Genomic DNA, 19,228 nt, shown 5'->3' on the forward strand with positions numbered 1-19,228 from the left:
AAGGCGGCAGGGTGAAAAACAATCCACCCTGGCCTGATTCCGATAAAACTTTTTCTAGTTATGCGCGCAGTTTTACGTTGATTGCGTCCTGTGCGCGGGCCGGGCGATGCGCTTCGGTATGTTGCCGGCCAGACACGTCGAGTACTTCCTGGTTGTTAACCAGTTCACCCAAAGTGATGTTGTTCAGAAAATCGGTCAGACGATCGCTCAGGTCGCGCCACAGTGCGTGTGTTAAGCACTTGTCGCCGCCCTGACAGCCGCCTTTGCCCTGACAACGGGTCGCGTCAACCGACTCGTCAACAGCACTGATCACTTCACCTACCGCGATGGCGCTGGGATCTTTACCTAACAGGTAGCCGCCGCCTGGACCACGCACGCTCGACACCAGCCCGTTTTTGCGCAGACGGGAGAAGAGTTGCTCCAGGTAGGAGAGTGAAATACCCTGTCGTTCTGAGATATCAGCCAACGGTACCGGACCCGCTTCGGAGTTAAGTGCAACGTCCAGCATTGCGGTCACGGCATAACGCCCTTTTGATGTCAGTCTCATGTCTTACTTAACCTCAACGTCGCCCCTCGAAGCGGGGGTGTTTATTTTTAAAGTGGGGTGTTGCATAGCAGGCGCAAGTCTGACATTCCTGAGTAAATTGGTCAACTATTTAACCTAGTAATTTACTCAAGTATTCGGGTCTTTTTTATGTGTGCTGTCAATGGACGCCAGCATACCGCGCAGGATGTTAAGTTCCTGACTTTCCGGGCGTGCGCGGGTAAACAACCGGCGTAATTTGTTCATCACCTGACCGGGATGGTTGGCGCGAATAAAGCCGGTGTTAAGCAATACCTGCTCCAGATGACCGTAAAAACGCTCTAAATCATCCACCAGCGGATACGGCGCGTCTGCGCTGTCAACCGCTGCGGTTTGCTGCTGTTCAGTTGCCAGCCAGGCCATCCGCACTTCATAGGCGATAACCTGCACCGCCATCGCCAGGTTCAGCGAGCTGTATTCCGGATTGGCGGCAATCGCCACGTGATAATGGCACTTTTGCAGTTCGTCATTGGTTAAGCCAACGCGCTCGCGGCCAAACACTAATGCCACCGGCGCGTGAGCCGCTTCTGAAATACTTTTCACGCCGCACTCGCGCGGGTCGAGCATCGGCCACGGCAATGTGCGCGAACGGGCGCTGGTGCCGACTACCAGGCTACAGCCGGATAACGCTTCATCGAGCGTATCAACGATAGTGGCGTTGCCGATCACATCGCTGGCCCCGGCTGCCAGGGCGATGGCCTGGGAATCGGGTTTCACCAGCGGATTAACCAGCCAGAGATTAGTAAGACCCATGGTCTTCATGGCGCGGGCAACTGAGCCCATATTGCCGGTGTGAGAGGTCTCCACCAGCACGATACGAATGTTTTGCAGCATAGCGAACCGACACAAATTAATAATATGTCGGTATGCTATCATAAACCTGAGACATAATCCGATCTCCCTGCTATACTGCGCGCCGATTTCCCCGTTCTTTAACATCCAGTGAGAGATACCTGATGCATCCGATGCTCAACATCGCCGTGCGTGCTGCGCGCAAGGCCGGAAACTTTATCGCCAAAAACTACGAAACGCCGGACGCCGTAGAAACCACCCAGAAAGGCAGCAACGATTTTGTGACCAACGTGGATAAAGGCGCAGAGCGCATTATCATCGACACCATCCGCCAGTCTTACCCGCAACACACTATCATTACCGAAGAAAGCGGCGAACACGAAGGCACCGACCAGGATGTACAATGGGTTATCGATCCGCTGGATGGCACCACCAACTTTGTTAAACGCCTCCCCCATTTTTCCGTTTCCATCGCCGTGCGCGTGAAAGGCCGTACTGAAGTGGCGGTGGTTTACGATCCGATGCGCAATGAACTGTTCACCGCCGTTCGCGGCCAGGGCGCACAGCTCAACGGGTATCGTCTGCGCGGCAGCAATGCACGCGATCTGGATGGCACTATTCTGGCGACGGGCTTCCCGTTCAAAGCCAAGCAGCACTCCGCTACCTTTATCAATATTGTGGGCAAACTGTTCACCCAATGCGCTGACTTCCGTCGCACCGGTTCCGCTGCGCTGGACCTGGCCTATGTGGCTGCGGGCCGCGTTGACGGTTTCTTCGAAATCAACCTGAAGCCATGGGACTTCGCTGGCGGCGAGCTGCTGGTGCGTGAAGCAGGCGGTCTGGTGTGTGATTTCACTGGCGGTCATAACTACATCATGACCGGCAACCTGGTAGCGGGTAACCCGCGCGTGGTGAAGGCGATGCTGGCAACTATGCGTGAAGAACTGAGCGACGCCCTGAAGCGTTAATCGGTCTGGCAAAAACGCCCATCGAATGATGGGCGTGAAAATTACAGACGTTCGATCTGAACCGTTGCCATGGCATTAATATTGCCCGGCACCGCTTCCTGACCAGACAGTTGCACCATCTGCAAACCAATAGTGGTATCGGTTTTAGATTCCAACTGGCCTGTGTTGATGGCAAAAGGTTTATTCGCGCCATCAAACACCCCGATAGCCACGCCTTTCGCTGCGGTCTCATCACTGAGAGCATTCGCCAGCGCGTAAGGATTGATGCTGTCAGCGTTGCCCAGCACCTTGTAAGCGATTTTCCCTTCATCGACCAGCGCCGTACAGCGCGGATCGCCATTATCCACCGAAATATGAATAACCGTCGGCGCTGTTGCGTCTTCACCCTGTTTAATCAGGGTATCGGTTTTTTCCAGCAACGAGATGGAGGTTTCGCTCAGTACCACGTGGCACATAAAGGTATCAGGTTTAATTTTTCCTGATATCACCAAATCGGCAGAGTTGTTTTCCGCCGCCGCTTGCCCAATTCCCGCCGCCATGATCAATGGCAGGAGAAGTAAGCGAAAATATGCTTTTTTCATTTCCTTTCCTTAAAGTTTAATGAAAATACCCAAACCTGATGCAGCCAGGCGAATCAGAGACGCTCGATTTGCACCGTCAGGTTGGTTTTCACCGAGCCCAGCGAGACCGCGCCGTTTTTCAGCTGAACTAGCGAAAAGTTAAGCGGGAAAGAAGCTGGAAGGTTTGTCGGATTTCCATTGCTGACCGCGGCAGCCGGGAATCTCCCGATAGTGACATTGGGCTTTATCGCCGTCCGGTTCATATCCCAAAGCTGGATACCGATGCCGGTCGCCGCAGATTCGCTGGTATCGGTATTTGCCAGTACGCTGCCTTCAATGTCATCCACCGCGCCGACAAACCTCAGGCCGATATTTTTATAGTCTTCATTGGCATCGCAGTTGTCCCCGCCCAGTTGAATAAAAATATGCTCATCAGGCGTCATCGACGTGACCGCACTCCCCTGCATCGGCAAGGAGGTGATGGCGTGATGAAGATCGAGAACATATTTGCTCATTAGCACGGTGCAACCGCTTTTTGCGCTTTCAAGACGACCGTAAACCATAAAATTCTGGCCATCGTCCTGCGCAACATCTGCCGCATACGAAGACGCTGCGCTGGCCATTAGCGCGCATCCTGCTGCAACCATCAGTGCGATTTTTTTCATAGTGATTCCATCAGAACGAAGAAAAAGTAACAGCGACAGCGCCTTACTTCTCTTCATGGTGAAAATTAGAGATGTTCAAGCTGAACTGTCAGCGTACTGCTGATATTTCCGCTTTTGACGGGGATTTCTCGATCGAGAGAAACGGCACGCAGACCGAATTTATCGGACTGGGTACTCATTGTGCCGGTATTGAGCGCAATCGGGTCGCCGAAGATAGAGTAAATGCCAATCCCTACGCCAGCGGCTGCGCCTTCTGAGGTATCCGCATTAGCCAGGACCTCACCAGTTTTCTCGTCGCCTACGCCGACAAAGCGGTACAACATCTTGCCTGCTAAAAATGCCCTATAGCAGTTTGAGTCACCGGAGACGGACACGTTGACGATATCGGAAGGCAGCAATTTCGTACCCTGAGGCAGAAGATCTTCCAGGGTCGATTCTATGCTAATGGTTGTTGGATGGAGCTCAACGGCGCAGTTGGTATTTGCGCTATCGTACGCACCACCGGTCACGGTGAGTGCAGCGGAAGTGTCTTTCTGATCTGTTCCCGCATGGGCAAGCCCGGTGAACAGTACCGCCGCTGCAATCAGTCCGGATAGTGAGGATATGTTCATGCTGGCTATCCTTTCTATGTTAAAAATCCCCCCGCACCAGGCGAGGGGGATAAATTACAGGCGTTCGATTTGCACTGTCAGCGTACTGCTGACATTACCCATGGTGGCTGGTTCAGACTGGTCAAGTGAAACCAGGCGTAAACCAAACTTATCCGTCGTAATGTCAACTTTGTCCGCATTCAACGCAATTGGCTTGCCATAAATGGAGTAAATACCCACCCCTACTCCTGTGGCAGCGCCTTCTGACGTGTCAGCGTTAGCCAGCACTTCACCGGTTTTACTGTCCGCTACACCCACGAAGCGATAGGCAATTTTCCCGCCTGATACTAACGTATTACAGTCGTTATCACCGATCACTGAGAGGTTAACGATGTCAGTAGGCAACACGGTTGTTCCCTGAGGACGTAGGTCTTCGATCGTTGACTCCAGGCTAATGGAAGTTGGGCTCAACTCAACGCTGCAGACAGACTCCGGAATAAACGCCTTACCGGTTACGGTCAAAACGGCGGATACATCCTTTGAATTCTGTTCTGCATGAGCGGCCCCGGCCATCAACACAGCGGCCGTTACCAGCACGGATAATGACTTTTTCATGCTTATATTCATCCTTTAACCATGACTCCCTTCCGTCTCACGGAAGGGAGTTTCCATTACAGACGCTCAACCTGAATGGTCAGGGAGCCCTGTACCGTACCAGTGACAGCTTGCTGACCCGTCAATTTCACCAGGCCCAGACCCAATTTGGTCGGAGTGTCTTTCGCAGCGAGCGTACCGCTATTCAGATTGATTACGTCGCCTTTTTCATTATAAAGGCCGATACCTACGCCAGTCGCAGCGCCTTCACCCGTATTAGCATTTGCCAGAACGGTGCCATCCGCATTGTCAGCGGTGCCAACGAATTTATAAGCAATCTTATTGTTTGCTAACATATCGTCGCAAACCGCACCACCAATAATATTCATAGAAACAAACTTGGCTGGGATTGCAGAGGCGCCTTGAGTCGGCATGGTAGTAATATCGCCAGTCACATCGACGGAGGTGCTGTTCAACAGAACAGTACAACCCGTATCAGCATTGGTTACGGTACCGGTCACGCTTAAAGTTGCGGAAACATCATTGGTAGTTGCCTGAGCAGCGCCAACAACGAACAGAGCAGAGACCGCTAAACCTAAAATTGACTTTTTCATACTATAAATTCCTTGTAGTTTCCTTGAAATTAAAATAAGCGAAGTACGCTCGCATCCAGAGAATGCAAGTGGTCTTCCGTATTTTGTTATTACTGTTTTATTTAATTACAAATAATTAATATGTAATGTTATTTGCGCTTTTACTTTTCCTTCCGTGATTTTTTCTCCTGAACGGGCATAACGCACCGTCAGGGGTAAAGCAAAACCAGTCTGCTGTTGCGCCAGGGTAATATCAACAGGACGTCCCGGCATCATTATAATTCCGTTATAAAGCATCTCTATGCCAACGCCTTGTGCAGCCTGGTCCGAAACCATATTTTTAAATACCGACAGTCGATTCTCGGCGTAGACGCCTTCAATATTAATACTTGCCTTTTGCGTATTCAGACATTGCAAATTAACGCTAACGGGCGTTTGTTCCACGTTACGGTCCGCAATTAAATCTTTGACATCAATCGGCGCTAATTCAACCTGCGGGTTCGGCACCATGATTGCACAATGCGCTTGCGCAGGAATAATCGTCAGCGCCAGATTCACGACCAGCGAGTTATCCGTCGTCTGTGCCAGAGTTGGCAGTGTAAACGTTAATACTCCACTGGTTATCGTCCCTGTTTTTACCGCTTCAAGCCGTAATTTAATATCGTCTGTGGTCAGGTTTTCCCAGGCTTTATCATCAAGTGACGCCGTAAAGGGCAATATCCATTCTTTATGCGTGGCACCAGGCTTATCATAGATAACGGTAATACGTAGCCCCAACCCCGGTAATTTAGTGGCAAAAACGTTTTGCCCGCTCTGGCTGGCGCTGATGCGCCCCGCCAGTTGCTGATGAATTTTCTCAACGCAGGCACCGGTTATCGGTTTATGAACCCCGGTAAATTGCGCCAGCGATGCCTCTTTCTTAAACAGGACAGTACCCACGGGCGCAGTCGCTGTTTTCATCGGCAACGTCAGGGTGACCGGCACAGTAAGATTAACCGGGTTGCCCCGCTTCACGGTCTGGCACTCTTGCGCCTGTGCGGAACAGAGGCTATTCCAGAAAACCATGCCGCAAAGCATCACTGTTTTTAACCAGAAATTCATCATTGCTGTCCTTAACGGCAATCCACATCAAGCATGGCGACAGGTAATTTCGCGCCTTCCTGTGGCGGTAGTGTGAAAGATACCGTGCAGGACTGCTTTTCGCCCCAGCTGAAATTCACTTCCCCGCTGTCTGGTGCGGTATTGATATAAACCTGCCCCATATCGCCGACGTAATAAACGTCATCGCTGCCTTTTATTCGCGCCCGAGAGCCGAAAGGTAAAACTTCGCCATTATGTTTCACCGTCATTACCACTTTACGCCCACTGATCGCGTTAAATTGTGCCAGCACGATGGCATCTTTGGTCGGCACCACCTGCGTTGCTGTGCTGACAAAATCCACGTCTTTACTGGCATGGCTGTCTACGCTGAGCGAGTTACGCTGGTAGGATTGCAAATCCGGCACAATGGCGTATCCGCGCCAGTCGGTGGCAATATTTTGCCCGCCATCAAGAGGAATATCCGCAGCGCCAGGCATAGCCACCAACGCCAGGCTGCTATTGGAGAAGCGACCTGCGGTGATCCCGTGACGATGCGCCACCACACTGCCCGAGGCGTTCCACGAGACAGATTGATTGCGATCGGCATTATACGTGGCGCTTAAATCGCCATATTTACCCTGATAATCCAGACCAAACGAACCGCTCTGCGTGTCGCTTTGATCTTGCTGCGACGCCCAGGAGAGTTGCGAGTTCCAGTTCAGATCCTGTCTGTCGCCAACTTTGCCGTTTACGCCTATCTGATGGCTAAGATCCCCTTTCAGACCCGACGTAGCGGTATAGTTAACCATCGGCTGCGAGGCCGGGAACCATTCGCCGAGCGGCATCGAAAGTGTTAATGCCAACTGCTTATCCCACTCTGGCGCGCCATCATTGCGCGTCATACTCCAGGCCAGCGAGAAGCTCATCAGTTTCCAGGCACCACTCCAACCCAATTGCCATGAACGCGACACGCTATTGTCGGCGTTTTCGGTCCGGCTGAGAGTGGCATACAGGCTATGCTCAGAGGTAATCCCCTGATTGATGCTTAAGCTGTATTCCCGGCGTTTCCGGGTATCTTCGAACAAATCTTCCGCATTTGCCCAGTCGTTAAACGACAGGTAATCATGTTGGTAATAACGGTTATCCAACTGAATTTGCGTGTCTGACTCCGGAATACTGTTGCGATAAGTCAGACGTACCATTTCACCCGTATATTCCGGCGAATTACCCCGGCGGGCATGGCTTTGTGTCACATCCAGCGCCACACCGCCGAGACGCTGTAAATCAAAACCGAGCCCTGCACTGAAGGCTTTAAATTGATCCTGGTACTGGCTTCCGCCATATAACGTTGTATTCAGCGGCAAACCATATGAAAGCGTCAGCTGCGCTACTTCGGGCTTGTTGATCACCGCATTGTCATTAGACAAAAAATGGCCAACAACCATGCTATATTTCAGTTGCCCCTTGCGCAGCAGTTGGGGCACGTTTGAATACGCTACCGTACTACGCGATTCTGACCCATCCGCTTCCGTTACTGTCACATCCAGCTTGCCGCCGTTGGATACCGAAGAGAGATCGCTAATAACAAACGGCCCCGGTGGAACGTTACGCTGGTAAATTACGTATCCATTATCCCGAATCGTCACCTGGGCATTGCTTTTAGCAATGCCGCGAATGATCGGCGCGAACCCGGTTAATTGATCGGGGATCATGTCATCGTCGGAACTCAACTGGATACCGCGTACCAGCAGGCTGTCGAACACATCTGATGGTGTGCTGGCATCCCCTAAAGTCAGCTCACCTTTAAGAGAACGCACCGCCGTTTCAACGTAGCTGGAAATATTTTTCCAACCCTCATCATTACTGAGGGTTGAATTATTTCGGTAACGCCAGCGACCAATATTCACGCCGTTAGTTAAATTTGCAAAAACCGAATCGTCTGTATCCGCACCATGACTAATATACTGCTGCCCGGACAGCTGATACTGGCTAATTAACGCAGGGATCCCGTCATCCCACTCTTCTACAGGCACACCCTGCTCGCTTTCATCGCGCAAAACCGTTTGAGGAATAGCGATATCAAGCTTTAGCGTTGAAAAATCAAACGAAGCTTTAGTACCAGGAACTTGTTCTTCCATAGGAACACAGGCATCTTTAAGCGCATTGTCTTCAAATTTTGAATCAACTTTGCTCATATCCACCCCCAGCTTTTGATACATTTCAAACGATAAACAGGGCGTTAATTGTTTGTCTTTATTGAGTTCAAACCTCACGCTGCTAAACAGTACGGATTTTCCGTTAACGTCAATATGCACCCGATAAGTGCCCGGCGGTTGATAGCCCTGGCTTAACAACGACGTATCACCAATCGTTGCGCCGCCATTGACGTTTTGCAGCAAACCAGGATCAAAATACTCCCCAGCCATAATTGGCCGGGACGTCATTGCGGATGCCACAACTAAAGCAAGACACTTAATCCTTGTGTTAAGCATAACATCTCAATAGTTAATCAAGACGTTGAGTATATTTTTTCGATGTCGCGCCAAAATCATTGATGGCGTCCCATTCCACCGTCGCGCCACTCGCCAGGGCATGTTTAATGTGATACGTCTTATTACCAAACGCCGGGATCACAGTGTTATTATCCACGACGGAAACCGGTATTTTTTCGTTATCTACCGAAATATCGCTGAGCACCAGATTAAACGGTGAATCATTTTTAACCGTAACGTTACTGCCAGAGCGAGACCAGTGTAAGTTTTTAACGCCATCGCCCGGCTCCCCTTTCAGACCGGCTGGGCGAAAGAAGAATTTGATCCGGTTATTAATCGCCAGCACCATCCGGTTTTCGACTTTAGCCTCTTCATCGCTTAATCCCGGTACGCCTTTTACATCCAGCCACAGCAGCGTTTCGCGATCGGTCGGTAAACCACTACCAAGGTAGACAACACGAATAACGTTATCGCTCTTGGGCGTTAAACGGAATAACGGCGGCGTGACCACAAACGGCAGTTTTTTGGACGCCGCTTTATCCCCCGCATCAATCCAGGACTGAATAAGGTATGCGCGGTCCTCATTACTGTGAACCGTAACAGACGCGTCGCCATCTTTTTCGTTATAGATTAGACGGTCGGCATTCAGCGTTAATGCGGAGTGCGCCATTCCCGACATCAGGAGCGCCGTCAGAAAAGCAGTGAGTGCTAATTTTTTCATTTAAATTCCAGCAATACAAAAAACCCGTTATTGGTTAGCTTAGCGTTAAGGGAACAAATAACGGGTTAACCTTTTTAATTACAATCTATCGATTTCTACCGTAATAGAGGAATCGACTTTACCCGCACTGTAAGTCTCACCTTTTAACTTCACTAAACCAGCCGAAAACAGCATCTGGTTCTTATAAGTTGGCCGTGTTCCGGTATTCGCCTCAATGGGGTTTTTCGCGTAATCGTAAATACCGACGCCAATCCCCTTCGCTGCATCGTCCCCTTGAGCAGTATTAATAAAACTATCACCTACACTGCTGTCTGCAGGACCTTTAAAGCTGATGGCGAGGCCAAGATCAGAGCCGGTTTTATCTACGCAACCATCACCCACTAAATTAATGGTGTTGGTGTAGCCAGAAGAGGACCAGTTATAATGACCTTGATCGGGTAAATCTTTGATATCATGAGTACCCAATTGCATAACCGGTTGTTCAAGCGTAACAGTACAGGTTGATTCAGAAGGCGTGATGCTTCCGGTTATAGCTAACGTTGCAGAAACATCATTTGTAGCTGCATGGGTAGCCGCAGCCATGAATAGCGTACTTATAGCAAGATATAGCTTTTTCATTCCTTTGTCTCCATTGCAAACATTTTTAAGCAGGCAACCTGACGGATGCCTAAATCTTTCCAATTAATTTCCTGGGCGCAGGTTAAAAGGAGGGGCGCATTCTTGTCAATCACGTGGAAATAGTTCACTTGCGGTACCAATCAATTTTTAGAATACAAATATTTTGTATGTATTCCAAAAATCCATGAGTGAGCAAAATATCACCAAAGATATTTACTGTGATAATCTATTTTTGGAGCTTATCTAAATTTTCGGTGATACAAAAATTGAATTTATAATTCACCCTTATAATATTAGGAATGTACGCATATGAATGAGATATGAATCAGAAGTCAAATGAATTTGTAAAAAATTATTCAGCCAATGAAATAATTGAAACATATCATTCAGCCAATCATAAATAAGTGCTCGCTGATACTTTCCGTTACCCGGCAGCGGCCATAATCTCCGCGATTGAAACGCTTTAAGCCGCTTAAAATGGCCGTAGCCCTCCGCCAGGCGGCTGGGCGCTTAACCACATAATGACCGCCGCCAGAATCAATATCGCTCCCCCCGTTAACGCCAGCGTAGCCCAGCTTATCTGCCGCCACAGGGCAGGCGTCTTATTGCCGCCGAGCCGGATTGCCAGGGTACGAAAGCTGTGAACCAGCAGCGCCAGCGAAGAAATGGTTAATGAAGTCCCTGCCGCCATGGCCAGCGCCGACGCGATCCCCCAGCCGAACACGCCAATCACTTTGCTGAACAGCAGCACCATAATCGCGCCGGAACAGGGGCGCATTCCCATAGAAAGGATAATCATCAGACGCGCGCGCCAGTCGTCGCCCTGATCCAACTGCTGCTGAGTGGGGAGATGCTGATGCCCGCAGCCGCAGTGTTGGTGATGAACATGATGTGGCGTAAAAGCGCTGAATTTAGGGCGGCGCAATAAACCAACCAGCCTTATCACGGCGCGCCAGCACAACATCACACCCAGCACACCCACCAGCAGAAAGCTGCCTTTCTCAAGCCAGAAGCTGCTCATATGCAACTGCCGGGCGGGCAAGGCCAGCACCGACAGCACCACGACGACCAGACCAATCGCCACCAGCCCTTGCAGGAGCGATGAGGCAAACGTCAGCCCTAAGCTGGACTTGAGTTTTGACGGATGGGTCGCAAGCCAGGTGGTAATAACCATTTTGCCATGGCCGGGACCGAGCGCGTGAAGCACCCCATAGGTGAAGCTAAACAGTAACAGCGCGCCGCCCGCCGCGCCGGGATTTTCCGCCACGCGCTTTAGTAACCCGCTCACTTCCAGATTGACGCTGCGCTGCCAGACAATGCTTTGCATCATCAGATTTGGCCAGTATTGCCAGAGCAGCAGTCCAGCGACGATCGCCAGCAGCAAAAACAGGCCAAGTGGCCAGAGCGATATCCAGCGTCGTGCGGGCTTCGGCGTTGAAAATACTACTGACATTGCAAATTAACCTTTTGGGCAAATTGTTTTCCCAACTCCATATCTTCCGGCGGGGCATCTTCTTTATCGAGCGACAGCGCGAAGGCCTGGGTATCTGCCGTGGGCGTCGGGGTGGTCATGACCAGTTTGCACTGACCGGCGAGTGCGGCAGGCAGCGTGATATCGTTGGTTCCTTCGTAACTCATGTCGACATAATAGGTCGGGTCAAAGGTCGAGATACTGTAACGCTGCCCGGCCAGCGGCTGAGGCTTTGCCAGCGGCAGGGTAAACGTCAGTACCGCCTGATGCCCTTCCCGCGCCATGCCGTAAGCGGTGGGTACCGGTAAAAAAGTCACTTTTTTGCCATCGTGCCACACTTCGGTGAAATAGTGCTGCCCAATAACGTTCGCCATCACCTCCGCCGCCAGTTTTTTCCAAATCTCCGAGCCGGGTTTGGCGTCTCCCGCGTCATACAACAAATCGGCTGATGTGATTTCGTCCATCACCCAGCGCATTTGCAGGCCGGTAAACTGACCGTCCTTTTCGATAATTTGCGTTTTGAGGCTAATGAAACTGTGCGGATGCGCAAGGCTCGGCGTCGCGCAAACGAGCAGCAGCAGCGGCAAAGCGGGCAATATCCTTAATATCGTTGGGCGCATTATCTCTTCCAAACAAAAAAATCTGTGAGCCAGACAGGATTACCAAATGAAAGTCCAAACCCGTTCTAACGATGACTCATACTTTAACTACGCTTAGCATTGTTTACCTAACTGGAACTTTTGGATGATGACACAGCTTTGTTCGCCACCATCCGTGCTTTCCAGTCCGCAGCGCCGCTGCCAGATGCTGTTGATGCTCTATTTACCCGGCACCGTCACGCCGGAATTAATCGGGCAAATCAATGGTGTTGATGGTGGCATAGCCCGTCAGGATATTGTTGAAACCAGTTCTGAGATCCAGCGCTACCACCGGCTTTCAATTATGACCCACCCCGACGGCAGCTACCGGATTGAAGGCGCGCCACTCGATCGCCGGCTTTGCCTGCTCCACTGGCTGCGTCGCGCTATGCGCTTGTGCCCCCACTTTGTACAGCAGCATTTTACGCCGACGCTGAAAACTGAACTCCGGCAACGCGGCATTCCCGTCGCATGCTATGACGATACGAATTTACACGCGCTGGTCAACCTTTGCGGACGTCGGCTTAACCGGCAGTTCGAATCACGCGATACCCAATTCCTGCGGCTATTCCTGCAATATTGCCTGATGGAGCAGCACGCCGGCCAGTCGCCGGGCTTTAGCGAGGTGCAAAATCTCTGGACCGCCCAGCGGGTAGAATACCTGGCGGCGCAGGAAATCATGCGCCACTGGCAGCGCCGGGTGCCGATTCCGCCTCATCAGGACGAACAGTTATTTCTGGCGCTGATATTTATGATGCTGCGGGTACCGGACCCGCTCAAAGACAATCAGCCGCAGGATATTCAACTGCGGCTGGCGGTGGCGGAGTTGATTAGCGCGTTTCGTCAGCTTTCCGGCATGGCGTTTAGCGATGAAACCGGCCTGGCGGCGCAGTTGTACGTGCATCTTGCCCAGGCGCTGGACCGCTGCCTGTTCGGCATCGGCATTGATAATGCGCTCCCGGAAGAGATCACCCGGCTATACCCCCGATTAATGCGCACGACCCGCGAGGCCTGCGCCCGGCTTGAAACGCACTATGGCATCCAGTTTTCCGATGAAGAGATCGGCCTGATCGCCATTATTTTTGGCGCGTGGCTGATGCAGGAGAGCGATATTCAGGAGAAGCAAGTGCTACTACTGACGGGTAATGACCGGCAACTGGAAGAGCAGATTGAACATCAGTTGCGCGAATTAACGCTGCTGCCGCTGAATATCAAATATCTGTCGGTGCATACGTTCCAGAAAGAAGGCGCATCGAAGGAGGTGGCGTTGATTATTACCCCTTACCATACGTCGCTGCCGCTGTTCTCCGCGCCGCTGATCCACGCCACGCTGCCGCTGGGAGAACACCAGCAGCAGCGTATCCGCGAGATTCTGGAGAGCTAGCGCGCCACCACGGCGGGGCGCAGCAAGATTGCCGGCACCGCCAGCAGCGCCATGATCCAGAACATCCCGCCTTGCAGGTGCTGGAACAGGAAGCCCGCGAACATGGTCATAATGGCGATGCTGCCGCCCATGGCGACGGCGGAATAGACGGCCTGCAGGCGAATCACTTCGCTGCCCTGGCGCGCCGAGATATAGCGCATGGCGGCGAGGTGGCAGACGGTAAAGCTGCCGCAGTGCAGGATTTGCGCCAGAATAAGCCATGGCAAATCGGTGGTCCAGGCCATCAGCGACCAGCGCACAATCCCACTCAGGGCCGAGAGCAACAGCAAATCGCGGGCGCTCCAGCGGCGGAACAGTTTATTGCTGAGGGTAAAGACCACGATCTCCGCGACCACGCCCAGTGACCATAAGTAGCCCACTACCGAAGCGGAGTAGCCCGCCTCTTGCCAGTAGATGGCGCTAAAGCCGTAATAGGCTGCATGCGCGCCCTGCAACAGCGAGACGCAGGCTAAAAAACGCCAGCTTTCGAGCACCAGTTTTCGCCACGCGGGCCAGCCAGCGCTTTCATTCTGGCGCGCCTGCCCTGCTGGCATAACCGAGGGGCGTAACATCATACCGAGCAGCATCGAGGCCACGCCAATGCTCAGCATCACCAGGATCGCGTGGTAATCGAAAATGCTGATCAGTTTACCGGTGAGCGCCGAACCAATCACAAACGCCAGCGATCCCCAGACCCGCACTTTGCCGTAATCGAGGGTAATTTGCTTTTGCCAGGTTCCTGCCAGCGCATCGGTTAACGGCACCAGCGGCGAGAAGAACAGATTGAAGCCGACCATCACAATCAGCAGCCAGGCGGTAGTGGTGCCGAGCCAGAACGCTACGGCGAAAATAAGCGTCAGCAGCGCTAACACGCGCAACGCAAATACCAGCCGGGAGGGATCGGTTACGCGCGGTGCCAGCAACAAGCTGCCAAGGAAGCGGGCGATTAATCCTGCGCCAAGCAGCAGGCCGATGGTTTCCGGCGCTAAGCCGATGCCTTTGAGCCAGACGCTCCAGAAAGGTAAGAAAATGCCATAGCTAAAGAAGTAGGTGAAGTAACTGAGCGCCAGCCAGCGCGTAGAGTGCAAAACCATGAATCCCTCCCGTTTTGGAGGCGATAGTCTGGCGGGTTATTGCGGCGGGCGCAAGGTGTAACATTGGGTTAACAAGAAGTCAGCGCTAGATAAGACGCAGCGACATGTTATAGCCCGTAATCGCAAAGCCGCATTTCTCATACAGCGCTTTCGCTGCAGGATTATTCGACGCCACCCGCAAGCCGATTTCATGAATATCCAGGGCGCTGAGCGTCTGTTTAAGTTGCGCCATCGCATCGCGCCCAAGTCCTTTACCGCGCCATTGCGGTAACAGGCAAAAATCATAAATCCATGCGACGCGTCCATTGAGGCTTACCCAAAAATAACCAATGGTTTGCTCTGAATGAGAGGGCGTAATACACCACAGCCGGCTGCCTTCTGTGTCCGGGCCGTCGGGAAGATACTTATCGATACTCCGGGCGGCATCATGGCGAGCCTCATCAATCGCCATGTGGCGTGTTGACGCTAAATCCTGTGCATACTCTTCGATAAAAAATGTCCGATATGCCGGGAATTGATCGTTGGTCATACGCTGTATCGTTACCATTAGGCCTCCCTGATGCCGCCTTATTGTTATAGGTTAAGTTCCTGAAAAACCGTTTTCGCGGTGAACATGGCATTTAGCGCTGCCGGAAAGCCCGCATAGAGCGACATCTGGATAATGGCTTCCACAATCTCCCCTTTCGTGCAGCCTACATTCAGTGCGGCATGAATATGCACGGCCAGCTGCGGCTGCGCATGCCCCAATGCGGCGAGCGCACCGACGGTAATCAGTTCGCGAGTTTTTAAATCTAACCCCGGACGGCTATAGATATCGCCAAATCCAAACTCAATCACATAGCGCCCTAAATCAGGCGCGACATCAGCCAGCGCGGTAATCACTTTTTCGCCTGCTGCGCCGTCAATTTCTGCCAGTCTCGCAAGCCCTGTTTCGTAGCGTGTCGTTGTCATAACGTTATCCTCTTTGATGAAATAAGAGCCACGTTAATCCTTCGAGTTAACTCCAGGTCAAGCGCTGTTTTTGATGAGTTCGCTATCGTAATACGCCATCTTCGCTTTCAGGCGATCCAGATGTAGATGCTGCTCTGCCAGGCGCTGCTCAAGCCGTTCAGCGTGATGGGCTAATAATGCACGCCGTTCATTAACCGTGGTATTACCCTGGCTTCTTAACGCGGCATAACGCTGGATATCCGAAAGCGGCATATCTGTTTCTTTCAGACGAACAATAAAAGCCACCCATTCGACGTCGGCTTCCCGATAATCACGATGGCCGCTGCTATTCCTGTCAGGGAGTAGTAAACCCAGTTTTTCGTAATAACGAAGCGTATGCGCCGTGAGCCCGGTTCTTCTGGAAAAGTGTCGAATGCGCATGGTACCTCGTTGACTTTGATCAGCAAGTGCCCTGGGACGAGCAAATTGTATGTAAAAGCAGTGTAGTAAATACCGTATCGGTATGAAGGTCCACCGCTTCAGGGGCCTCGCAGCCAGCATCCTGAAAACCCAACCCATAAAAAAACCCCCGACCAGGTCGAGGGTTTTCACCGCTTAACGCTTAACGATTATGCATAAACCGGGTAGCGGGCGCAGATATCCAGCACTTTCTGCTTCACGCGTTCGATGGTCGCTTCGTCATTGATATTATCCAGCACATCGCACATCCAGCCAGCCAGCTCTTTCGCTTCCGCTTCTTTAAAGCCGCGACGAGTGATAGCCGGGGAACCGATACGGATGCCTGAAGTCACGAACGGGCTCTTCGGATCGTTCGGTACGCTGTTTTTGTTGACGGTGATGTTGGCGCGGCCCAGGGCAGCGTCAGCTTCTTTACCGGTCAGGTTCTTGTCAACCAGGTCCAGCAGGAACAGGTGGTTTTCAGTGCCGCCAGACACCACTTTGTAGCCACGGTTCAGGAACACTTCCACCATCGCTTTGGCGTTTTTGGCAACCTGCTGCTGATAAACTTTAAACTCTGGCTCCATCGCCTCTTTCAGCGCTACCGCTTTCGCCGCGATAACGTGCATCAGCGGGCCGCCCTGCGCGCTTGGGAATACGGCAGAGTTCAGTTTTTTGTACAGCTCTTCGTCGCCACCTTTGGCCAGAATCAAGCCACCGCGTGGGCCTGCCAGAGTTTTGTGGGTGGTCGTGGTTACAACGTGCGCATGGGGAACCGGGTTCGGGTACACGCCTGCGGCAATCAGGCCCGCGACGTGCGCCATATCAACGAAAAGCCAGGCGCCGATACTGTCTGCGATTTCACGCATTTTAGCCCAGTCAACCACACCAGAGTAAGCAGAGAAGCCGCCGATGATCATCTTCGGTTTGTGTTCTTTGGCCTGCTTCGCCATGTCTTCGTAGTCAATTTTACCGGACTCATCAATACCGTAAGGGATGATGTTGTAGAGCTTGCCGGAGAAGTTAACCGGGGAACCGTGAGTCAGGTGACCGCCTTGCGCCAGGTTCATACCCAGTACGGTATCGCCCGGTTGCAGCAGCGCGGTGTAGACCGCAAAGTTAGCCTGGGAACCGGAGTGCGGCTGAACGTTGGCGTAGTCTGCGCCAAACAGCTCTTTCGCGCGGTCAATCGCCAGTTGCTCAACGATATCCACATATTCGCAACCGCCGTAGTAGCGTTTGCCCGGATAACCTTCAGCGTATTTGTTGGTCAGCTGAGAACCCTGAGCCTGCATAACACGCGGGCTGGTGTAGTTTTCGGAGGCGATAAGTTCAATATGCTCTTCCTGACGAACCTTCTCCTGCTCCATAGCCTGCCACAGTTCGGCATCATAATCGGCAATGTTCATTTCACGCTTTAACATCCGCATCTCCTGACTCAGCTAACGGTAAACTTTTTACGGCAATTAGGGGCCCTTTTTGGGCAACGGGCAACAGTGTAAACCGATTAACAGTGTGAAGATAGGTCTTGACAAAGGTTTTTACGCAAACGATTGGCTTCAGGCAGTACAAGGCTTCAACGCCTTTTACAAACGGCGCGTCTGACGGAATTCTTTTCAGGATCGTGATGCAGGTTTTTCATTAACACTCAATAACAAAACCTCAACAGAGACCCTTTACAGCACAGGGATAAATTTATAAGATGCATTAAAAATGCATATTATAGACACCTGCAAAGGAACACCCTGATGTTAGACGCTCAAACTATCGCGACTGTGAAGTCCACTATTCCGCTACTGGCAGCAACCGGCCCGAAACTCACCGCCCACTTTTATGACCGGATGTTTGCCCATAATCCGGAGTTGAAAGAGATCTTTAATATGAGCAATCAGCGCAACGGCGATCAGCGTGAAGCGCTGTTCAACGCTATTTGCGCCTATGCCACCAATATTGAGAACCTGGCGGCGCTCCTGCCCGCAGTGGAGAAAATCGCCCAGAAGCACACCAGTTTCCATATCAAGCCTGAACAGTACGATATCGTCGGCAGCCATCTGTTAGCGACGCTGGATGAGATGTTCAGCCCGGGCCAGGAAGTGCTGGATGCCTGGGGTAAAGCCTATGGCGTGCTGGCTCAGGTGTTTATTAACCGCGAAGCGGAAATTTATCAGGAAAACGCGGGCAAAACCGGCGGTTGGGAAGGGACCCGTCCATTCCGTATCACAGAAATCAAACAGCAAAGCGCGCTGATCACCAGTTTTGAATTTACGCCGGTAGACGGCGGCCCGGTGGCGGATTACAAGCCTGGCCAGTATCTGGGCGTGTGGATCAAACCAGAAAACTTTGAACATCAGGAAATTCGTCAGTATTCCCTGACCCGTAAACCCAACGGCAAGAGCTACCGTATCGCGGTGAAGCGCGAAGGCGAAGGGCTGGTGTCAAACTGGCTGCACAGCCACGCCAAACCAGGCGATGTGATCCATCTGGTGGCCCCGGCGGGTGATTTCTTTATGGACGTGCCGCCGACCACCCCTGTGACGTTGATCTCTGCGGGGGTGGGTCAAACGCCAATGTTAGCGATGCTGGATAATCTGGCCGCTAACCATCATGAAGCACAGGTTAACTGGCTGCATGCCGCTGAAAACGGCGATGTGCATGCCTTTGCGGATGAAATCGCGTTACACGGTAAATTGCTGAAGCATTTTGATTACCATATCTGGTATCGCGTGCCGTCACAGCTTGATCGCGATAACGGTCGCTTCCACAGCGAAGGGTTGATGGATCTGTTGAAGCAGGAAGGCGCGCTGAAAGTACCCGGTATGACATTTTTCCTGTGCGGCCCGGTAGCCTTTATGCAGTTTGCAGCAAAACAGCTGGTCAGCCTGGGCATCGACCCGGCAAACATTCATTATGAATGTTTCGGTCCCCATAAGGTTCTGTAATAAAAAAGGGGGATAGCT

Annotated in this window: 21 protein-coding genes; 3 read left to right on the forward strand and 18 right to left on the reverse strand. The window is 52.0% G+C overall.

Annotated elements, in window-relative coordinates; translation table 11 throughout:
• Positions 1 to 58: 58 nt before the first annotated feature.
• Positions 59 to 547 (reverse strand): Fe-S cluster assembly transcriptional regulator IscR, encoded by a 489-nt coding sequence (iscR, locus tag FHW74_RS15860; RefSeq protein WP_002463697.1) that lies wholly within the window; start codon positions 545 to 547, stop codon positions 59 to 61.
• 126 nt (positions 548 to 673) lie between these two features.
• Positions 674 to 1,417, reverse strand: a complete 744-nt coding sequence (trmJ, locus tag FHW74_RS15865) for a tRNA (cytosine(32)/uridine(32)-2'-O)-methyltransferase TrmJ (protein WP_183171348.1) — start codon at positions 1,415 to 1,417, stop codon at positions 674 to 676.
• 122 nt (positions 1,418 to 1,539) lie between these two features.
• Here trmJ and suhB point away from each other — a divergent pair, with 122 nt between their 5' ends.
• Complete coding sequence (gene suhB / locus FHW74_RS15870) at positions 1,540 to 2,343, forward strand: inositol-1-monophosphatase (protein ID WP_183171349.1); 804 nt, start codon at positions 1,540 to 1,542, stop codon at positions 2,341 to 2,343.
• A 41-nt stretch (positions 2,344 to 2,384) separates the two neighbouring features.
• Here suhB and FHW74_RS15875 read toward each other — a convergent pair whose 3' ends face one another.
• From FHW74_RS15875 to FHW74_RS15925, 11 genes are all read right to left on the reverse strand, one after another.
• Positions 2,385 to 2,924, reverse strand: a complete 540-nt coding sequence (locus FHW74_RS15875; RefSeq protein ID WP_183171350.1) for a fimbrial protein — start codon at positions 2,922 to 2,924, stop codon at positions 2,385 to 2,387.
• Between the two features lie 53 nt (positions 2,925 to 2,977).
• The gene (locus FHW74_RS15880; RefSeq protein ID WP_183171351.1) at positions 2,978 to 3,568 is read right to left on the reverse strand and encodes a fimbrial protein; all 591 of its coding nucleotides are present in this window, start codon (positions 3,566 to 3,568) and stop codon (positions 2,978 to 2,980) included.
• 65 nt (positions 3,569 to 3,633) lie between these two features.
• Positions 3,634 to 4,179 carry a hypothetical protein gene (locus tag FHW74_RS15885; protein ID WP_183171352.1) on the reverse strand — a complete coding sequence of 182 codons (546 nt, stop codon included), beginning with the start codon at positions 4,177 to 4,179 and terminating at the stop codon, positions 3,634 to 3,636.
• A gap of 54 nt (positions 4,180 to 4,233) precedes the next feature.
• On the reverse strand, positions 4,234 to 4,773 hold the full coding sequence (locus tag FHW74_RS15890; RefSeq protein WP_183171353.1) for a fimbrial protein: 540 nt from the start codon (positions 4,771 to 4,773) through the stop codon (positions 4,234 to 4,236).
• A gap of 56 nt (positions 4,774 to 4,829) precedes the next feature.
• Positions 4,830 to 5,366, reverse strand: a complete 537-nt coding sequence (locus FHW74_RS15895; protein ID WP_183171354.1) for a fimbrial protein — start codon at positions 5,364 to 5,366, stop codon at positions 4,830 to 4,832.
• A 105-nt stretch (positions 5,367 to 5,471) separates the two neighbouring features.
• A complete protein-coding gene (locus tag FHW74_RS15900) occupies positions 5,472 to 6,449 on the reverse strand; it encodes a fimbrial protein (protein WP_183171355.1) in 978 nt (325 codons plus the stop codon).
• A gap of 8 nt (positions 6,450 to 6,457) precedes the next feature.
• Positions 6,458 to 8,917, reverse strand: a complete 2,460-nt coding sequence (locus FHW74_RS15905) for a fimbria/pilus outer membrane usher protein (RefSeq protein WP_183171356.1) — start codon at positions 8,915 to 8,917, stop codon at positions 6,458 to 6,460.
• A 13-nt stretch (positions 8,918 to 8,930) separates the two neighbouring features.
• Positions 8,931 to 9,638: a molecular chaperone gene (locus FHW74_RS15910; protein WP_183171357.1), complete on the reverse strand. Its 708-nt coding sequence runs from the start codon at positions 9,636 to 9,638 to the stop codon at positions 8,931 to 8,933.
• 78 nt (positions 9,639 to 9,716) lie between these two features.
• A complete protein-coding gene (locus tag FHW74_RS15915; protein WP_183171358.1) occupies positions 9,717 to 10,256 on the reverse strand; it encodes a fimbrial protein in 540 nt (179 codons plus the stop codon).
• A 472-nt stretch (positions 10,257 to 10,728) separates the two neighbouring features.
• Positions 10,729 to 11,709, reverse strand: a complete 981-nt coding sequence (locus tag FHW74_RS15920; protein WP_183171359.1) for a nickel/cobalt transporter — start codon at positions 11,707 to 11,709, stop codon at positions 10,729 to 10,731.
• Positions 11,700 to 12,347 (reverse strand): DUF1007 family protein, encoded by a 648-nt coding sequence (locus FHW74_RS15925; RefSeq protein WP_183171360.1) that lies wholly within the window; start codon positions 12,345 to 12,347, stop codon positions 11,700 to 11,702. Before FHW74_RS15925 ends, FHW74_RS15920 begins: the two co-directional genes overlap by 10 nt.
• A gap of 124 nt (positions 12,348 to 12,471) precedes the next feature.
• Between FHW74_RS15925 and csiE the strand changes: the two genes are divergently transcribed.
• A complete protein-coding gene (csiE, locus tag FHW74_RS15930) occupies positions 12,472 to 13,749 on the forward strand; it encodes a stationary phase inducible protein CsiE (protein ID WP_183171361.1) in 1,278 nt (425 codons plus the stop codon).
• Here the strand turns inward: csiE and FHW74_RS15935 are convergent.
• The 5 genes from FHW74_RS15935 to glyA form a co-directional block, all read right to left on the reverse strand.
• Entirely contained in the window at positions 13,746 to 14,882 is a 1,137-nt protein-coding gene (locus FHW74_RS15935) for a 3-phenylpropionate MFS transporter (RefSeq protein ID WP_183171362.1), read from the reverse strand. The genes csiE and FHW74_RS15935 overlap by 4 nt on opposite strands.
• 85 nt (positions 14,883 to 14,967) lie before the next feature.
• Positions 14,968 to 15,429 (reverse strand): GNAT family N-acetyltransferase, encoded by a 462-nt coding sequence (locus FHW74_RS15940; RefSeq protein WP_183171363.1) that lies wholly within the window; start codon positions 15,427 to 15,429, stop codon positions 14,968 to 14,970.
• 26 nt (positions 15,430 to 15,455) lie between these two features.
• Positions 15,456 to 15,833, reverse strand: coding sequence for a carboxymuconolactone decarboxylase family protein (locus FHW74_RS15945; RefSeq protein ID WP_183171364.1), 378 nt, complete (start codon positions 15,831 to 15,833; stop codon positions 15,456 to 15,458).
• A 57-nt stretch (positions 15,834 to 15,890) separates the two neighbouring features.
• Entirely contained in the window at positions 15,891 to 16,253 is a 363-nt protein-coding gene (locus FHW74_RS15950; RefSeq protein WP_183171365.1) for a MerR family transcriptional regulator, read from the reverse strand.
• Positions 16,254 to 16,441: 188 nt separating this feature from the next.
• Positions 16,442 to 17,695 (reverse strand): serine hydroxymethyltransferase, encoded by a 1,254-nt coding sequence (glyA, locus tag FHW74_RS15955; RefSeq protein ID WP_183171366.1) that lies wholly within the window; start codon positions 17,693 to 17,695, stop codon positions 16,442 to 16,444.
• Between the two features lie 324 nt (positions 17,696 to 18,019).
• Between glyA and hmpA the strand changes: the two genes are divergently transcribed.
• Positions 18,020 to 19,210: an NO-inducible flavohemoprotein gene (gene hmpA / locus FHW74_RS15960; protein ID WP_183171367.1), complete on the forward strand. Its 1,191-nt coding sequence runs from the start codon at positions 18,020 to 18,022 to the stop codon at positions 19,208 to 19,210.
• Positions 19,211 to 19,228 lie beyond the last annotated feature (18 nt).

Origin of the sequence: Atlantibacter sp. RC6 (genome assembly GCF_014193285.1) — a bacterium.
Lineage (GTDB): Bacteria > Pseudomonadota > Gammaproteobacteria > Enterobacterales > Enterobacteriaceae > Atlantibacter.

Bases quoted from the DNA above. Each gene is read 5' to 3' on its own strand.
- iscR (WP_002463697.1), bottom strand. From the start codon at position 547: ATGAGACTGACATCAAAAGGGCGTTATGCCGTGACCGCAATGCTGGAC.
- FHW74_RS15935 (WP_183171362.1), bottom strand. From the start codon at position 14,882: ATGGTTTTGCACTCTACGCGCTGGCTGGCGCTCAGTTACTTCACCTAC.
- glyA (WP_183171366.1), bottom strand. From the start codon at position 17,695: ATGTTAAAGCGTGAAATGAACATTGCCGATTATGATGCCGAACTGTGG.
- FHW74_RS15910 (WP_183171357.1), bottom strand. From the start codon at position 9,638: ATGAAAAAATTAGCACTCACTGCTTTTCTGACGGCGCTCCTGATGTCG.
- FHW74_RS15950 (WP_183171365.1), bottom strand. From the start codon at position 16,253: ATGCGCATTCGACACTTTTCCAGAAGAACCGGGCTCACGGCGCATACG.
- FHW74_RS15875 (WP_183171350.1), bottom strand. From the start codon at position 2,924: ATGAAAAAAGCATATTTTCGCTTACTTCTCCTGCCATTGATCATGGCG.
- FHW74_RS15900 (WP_183171355.1), bottom strand. From the start codon at position 6,449: ATGATGAATTTCTGGTTAAAAACAGTGATGCTTTGCGGCATGGTTTTC.
- FHW74_RS15925 (WP_183171360.1), bottom strand. From the start codon at position 12,347: ATGCGCCCAACGATATTAAGGATATTGCCCGCTTTGCCGCTGCTGCTG.
- FHW74_RS15895 (WP_183171354.1), bottom strand. From the start codon at position 5,366: ATGAAAAAGTCAATTTTAGGTTTAGCGGTCTCTGCTCTGTTCGTTGTT.
- FHW74_RS15940 (WP_183171363.1), bottom strand. From the start codon at position 15,429: ATGGTAACGATACAGCGTATGACCAACGATCAATTCCCGGCATATCGG.
- FHW74_RS15885 (WP_183171352.1), bottom strand. From the start codon at position 4,179: ATGAACATATCCTCACTATCCGGACTGATTGCAGCGGCGGTACTGTTC.
- FHW74_RS15945 (WP_183171364.1), bottom strand. From the start codon at position 15,833: ATGACAACGACACGCTACGAAACAGGGCTTGCGAGACTGGCAGAAATT.
- FHW74_RS15915 (WP_183171358.1), bottom strand. From the start codon at position 10,256: ATGAAAAAGCTATATCTTGCTATAAGTACGCTATTCATGGCTGCGGCT.
- FHW74_RS15905 (WP_183171356.1), bottom strand. From the start codon at position 8,917: ATGCTTAACACAAGGATTAAGTGTCTTGCTTTAGTTGTGGCATCCGCA.
- FHW74_RS15890 (WP_183171353.1), bottom strand. From the start codon at position 4,773: ATGAAAAAGTCATTATCCGTGCTGGTAACGGCCGCTGTGTTGATGGCC.
- suhB (WP_183171349.1), top strand. From the start codon at position 1,540: ATGCATCCGATGCTCAACATCGCCGTGCGTGCTGCGCGCAAGGCCGGA.
- FHW74_RS15880 (WP_183171351.1), bottom strand. From the start codon at position 3,568: ATGAAAAAAATCGCACTGATGGTTGCAGCAGGATGCGCGCTAATGGCC.
- trmJ (WP_183171348.1), bottom strand. From the start codon at position 1,417: ATGCTGCAAAACATTCGTATCGTGCTGGTGGAGACCTCTCACACCGGC.
- hmpA (WP_183171367.1), top strand. From the start codon at position 18,020: ATGTTAGACGCTCAAACTATCGCGACTGTGAAGTCCACTATTCCGCTA.
- csiE (WP_183171361.1), top strand. From the start codon at position 12,472: ATGATGACACAGCTTTGTTCGCCACCATCCGTGCTTTCCAGTCCGCAG.
- FHW74_RS15920 (WP_183171359.1), bottom strand. From the start codon at position 11,709: ATGTCAGTAGTATTTTCAACGCCGAAGCCCGCACGACGCTGGATATCG.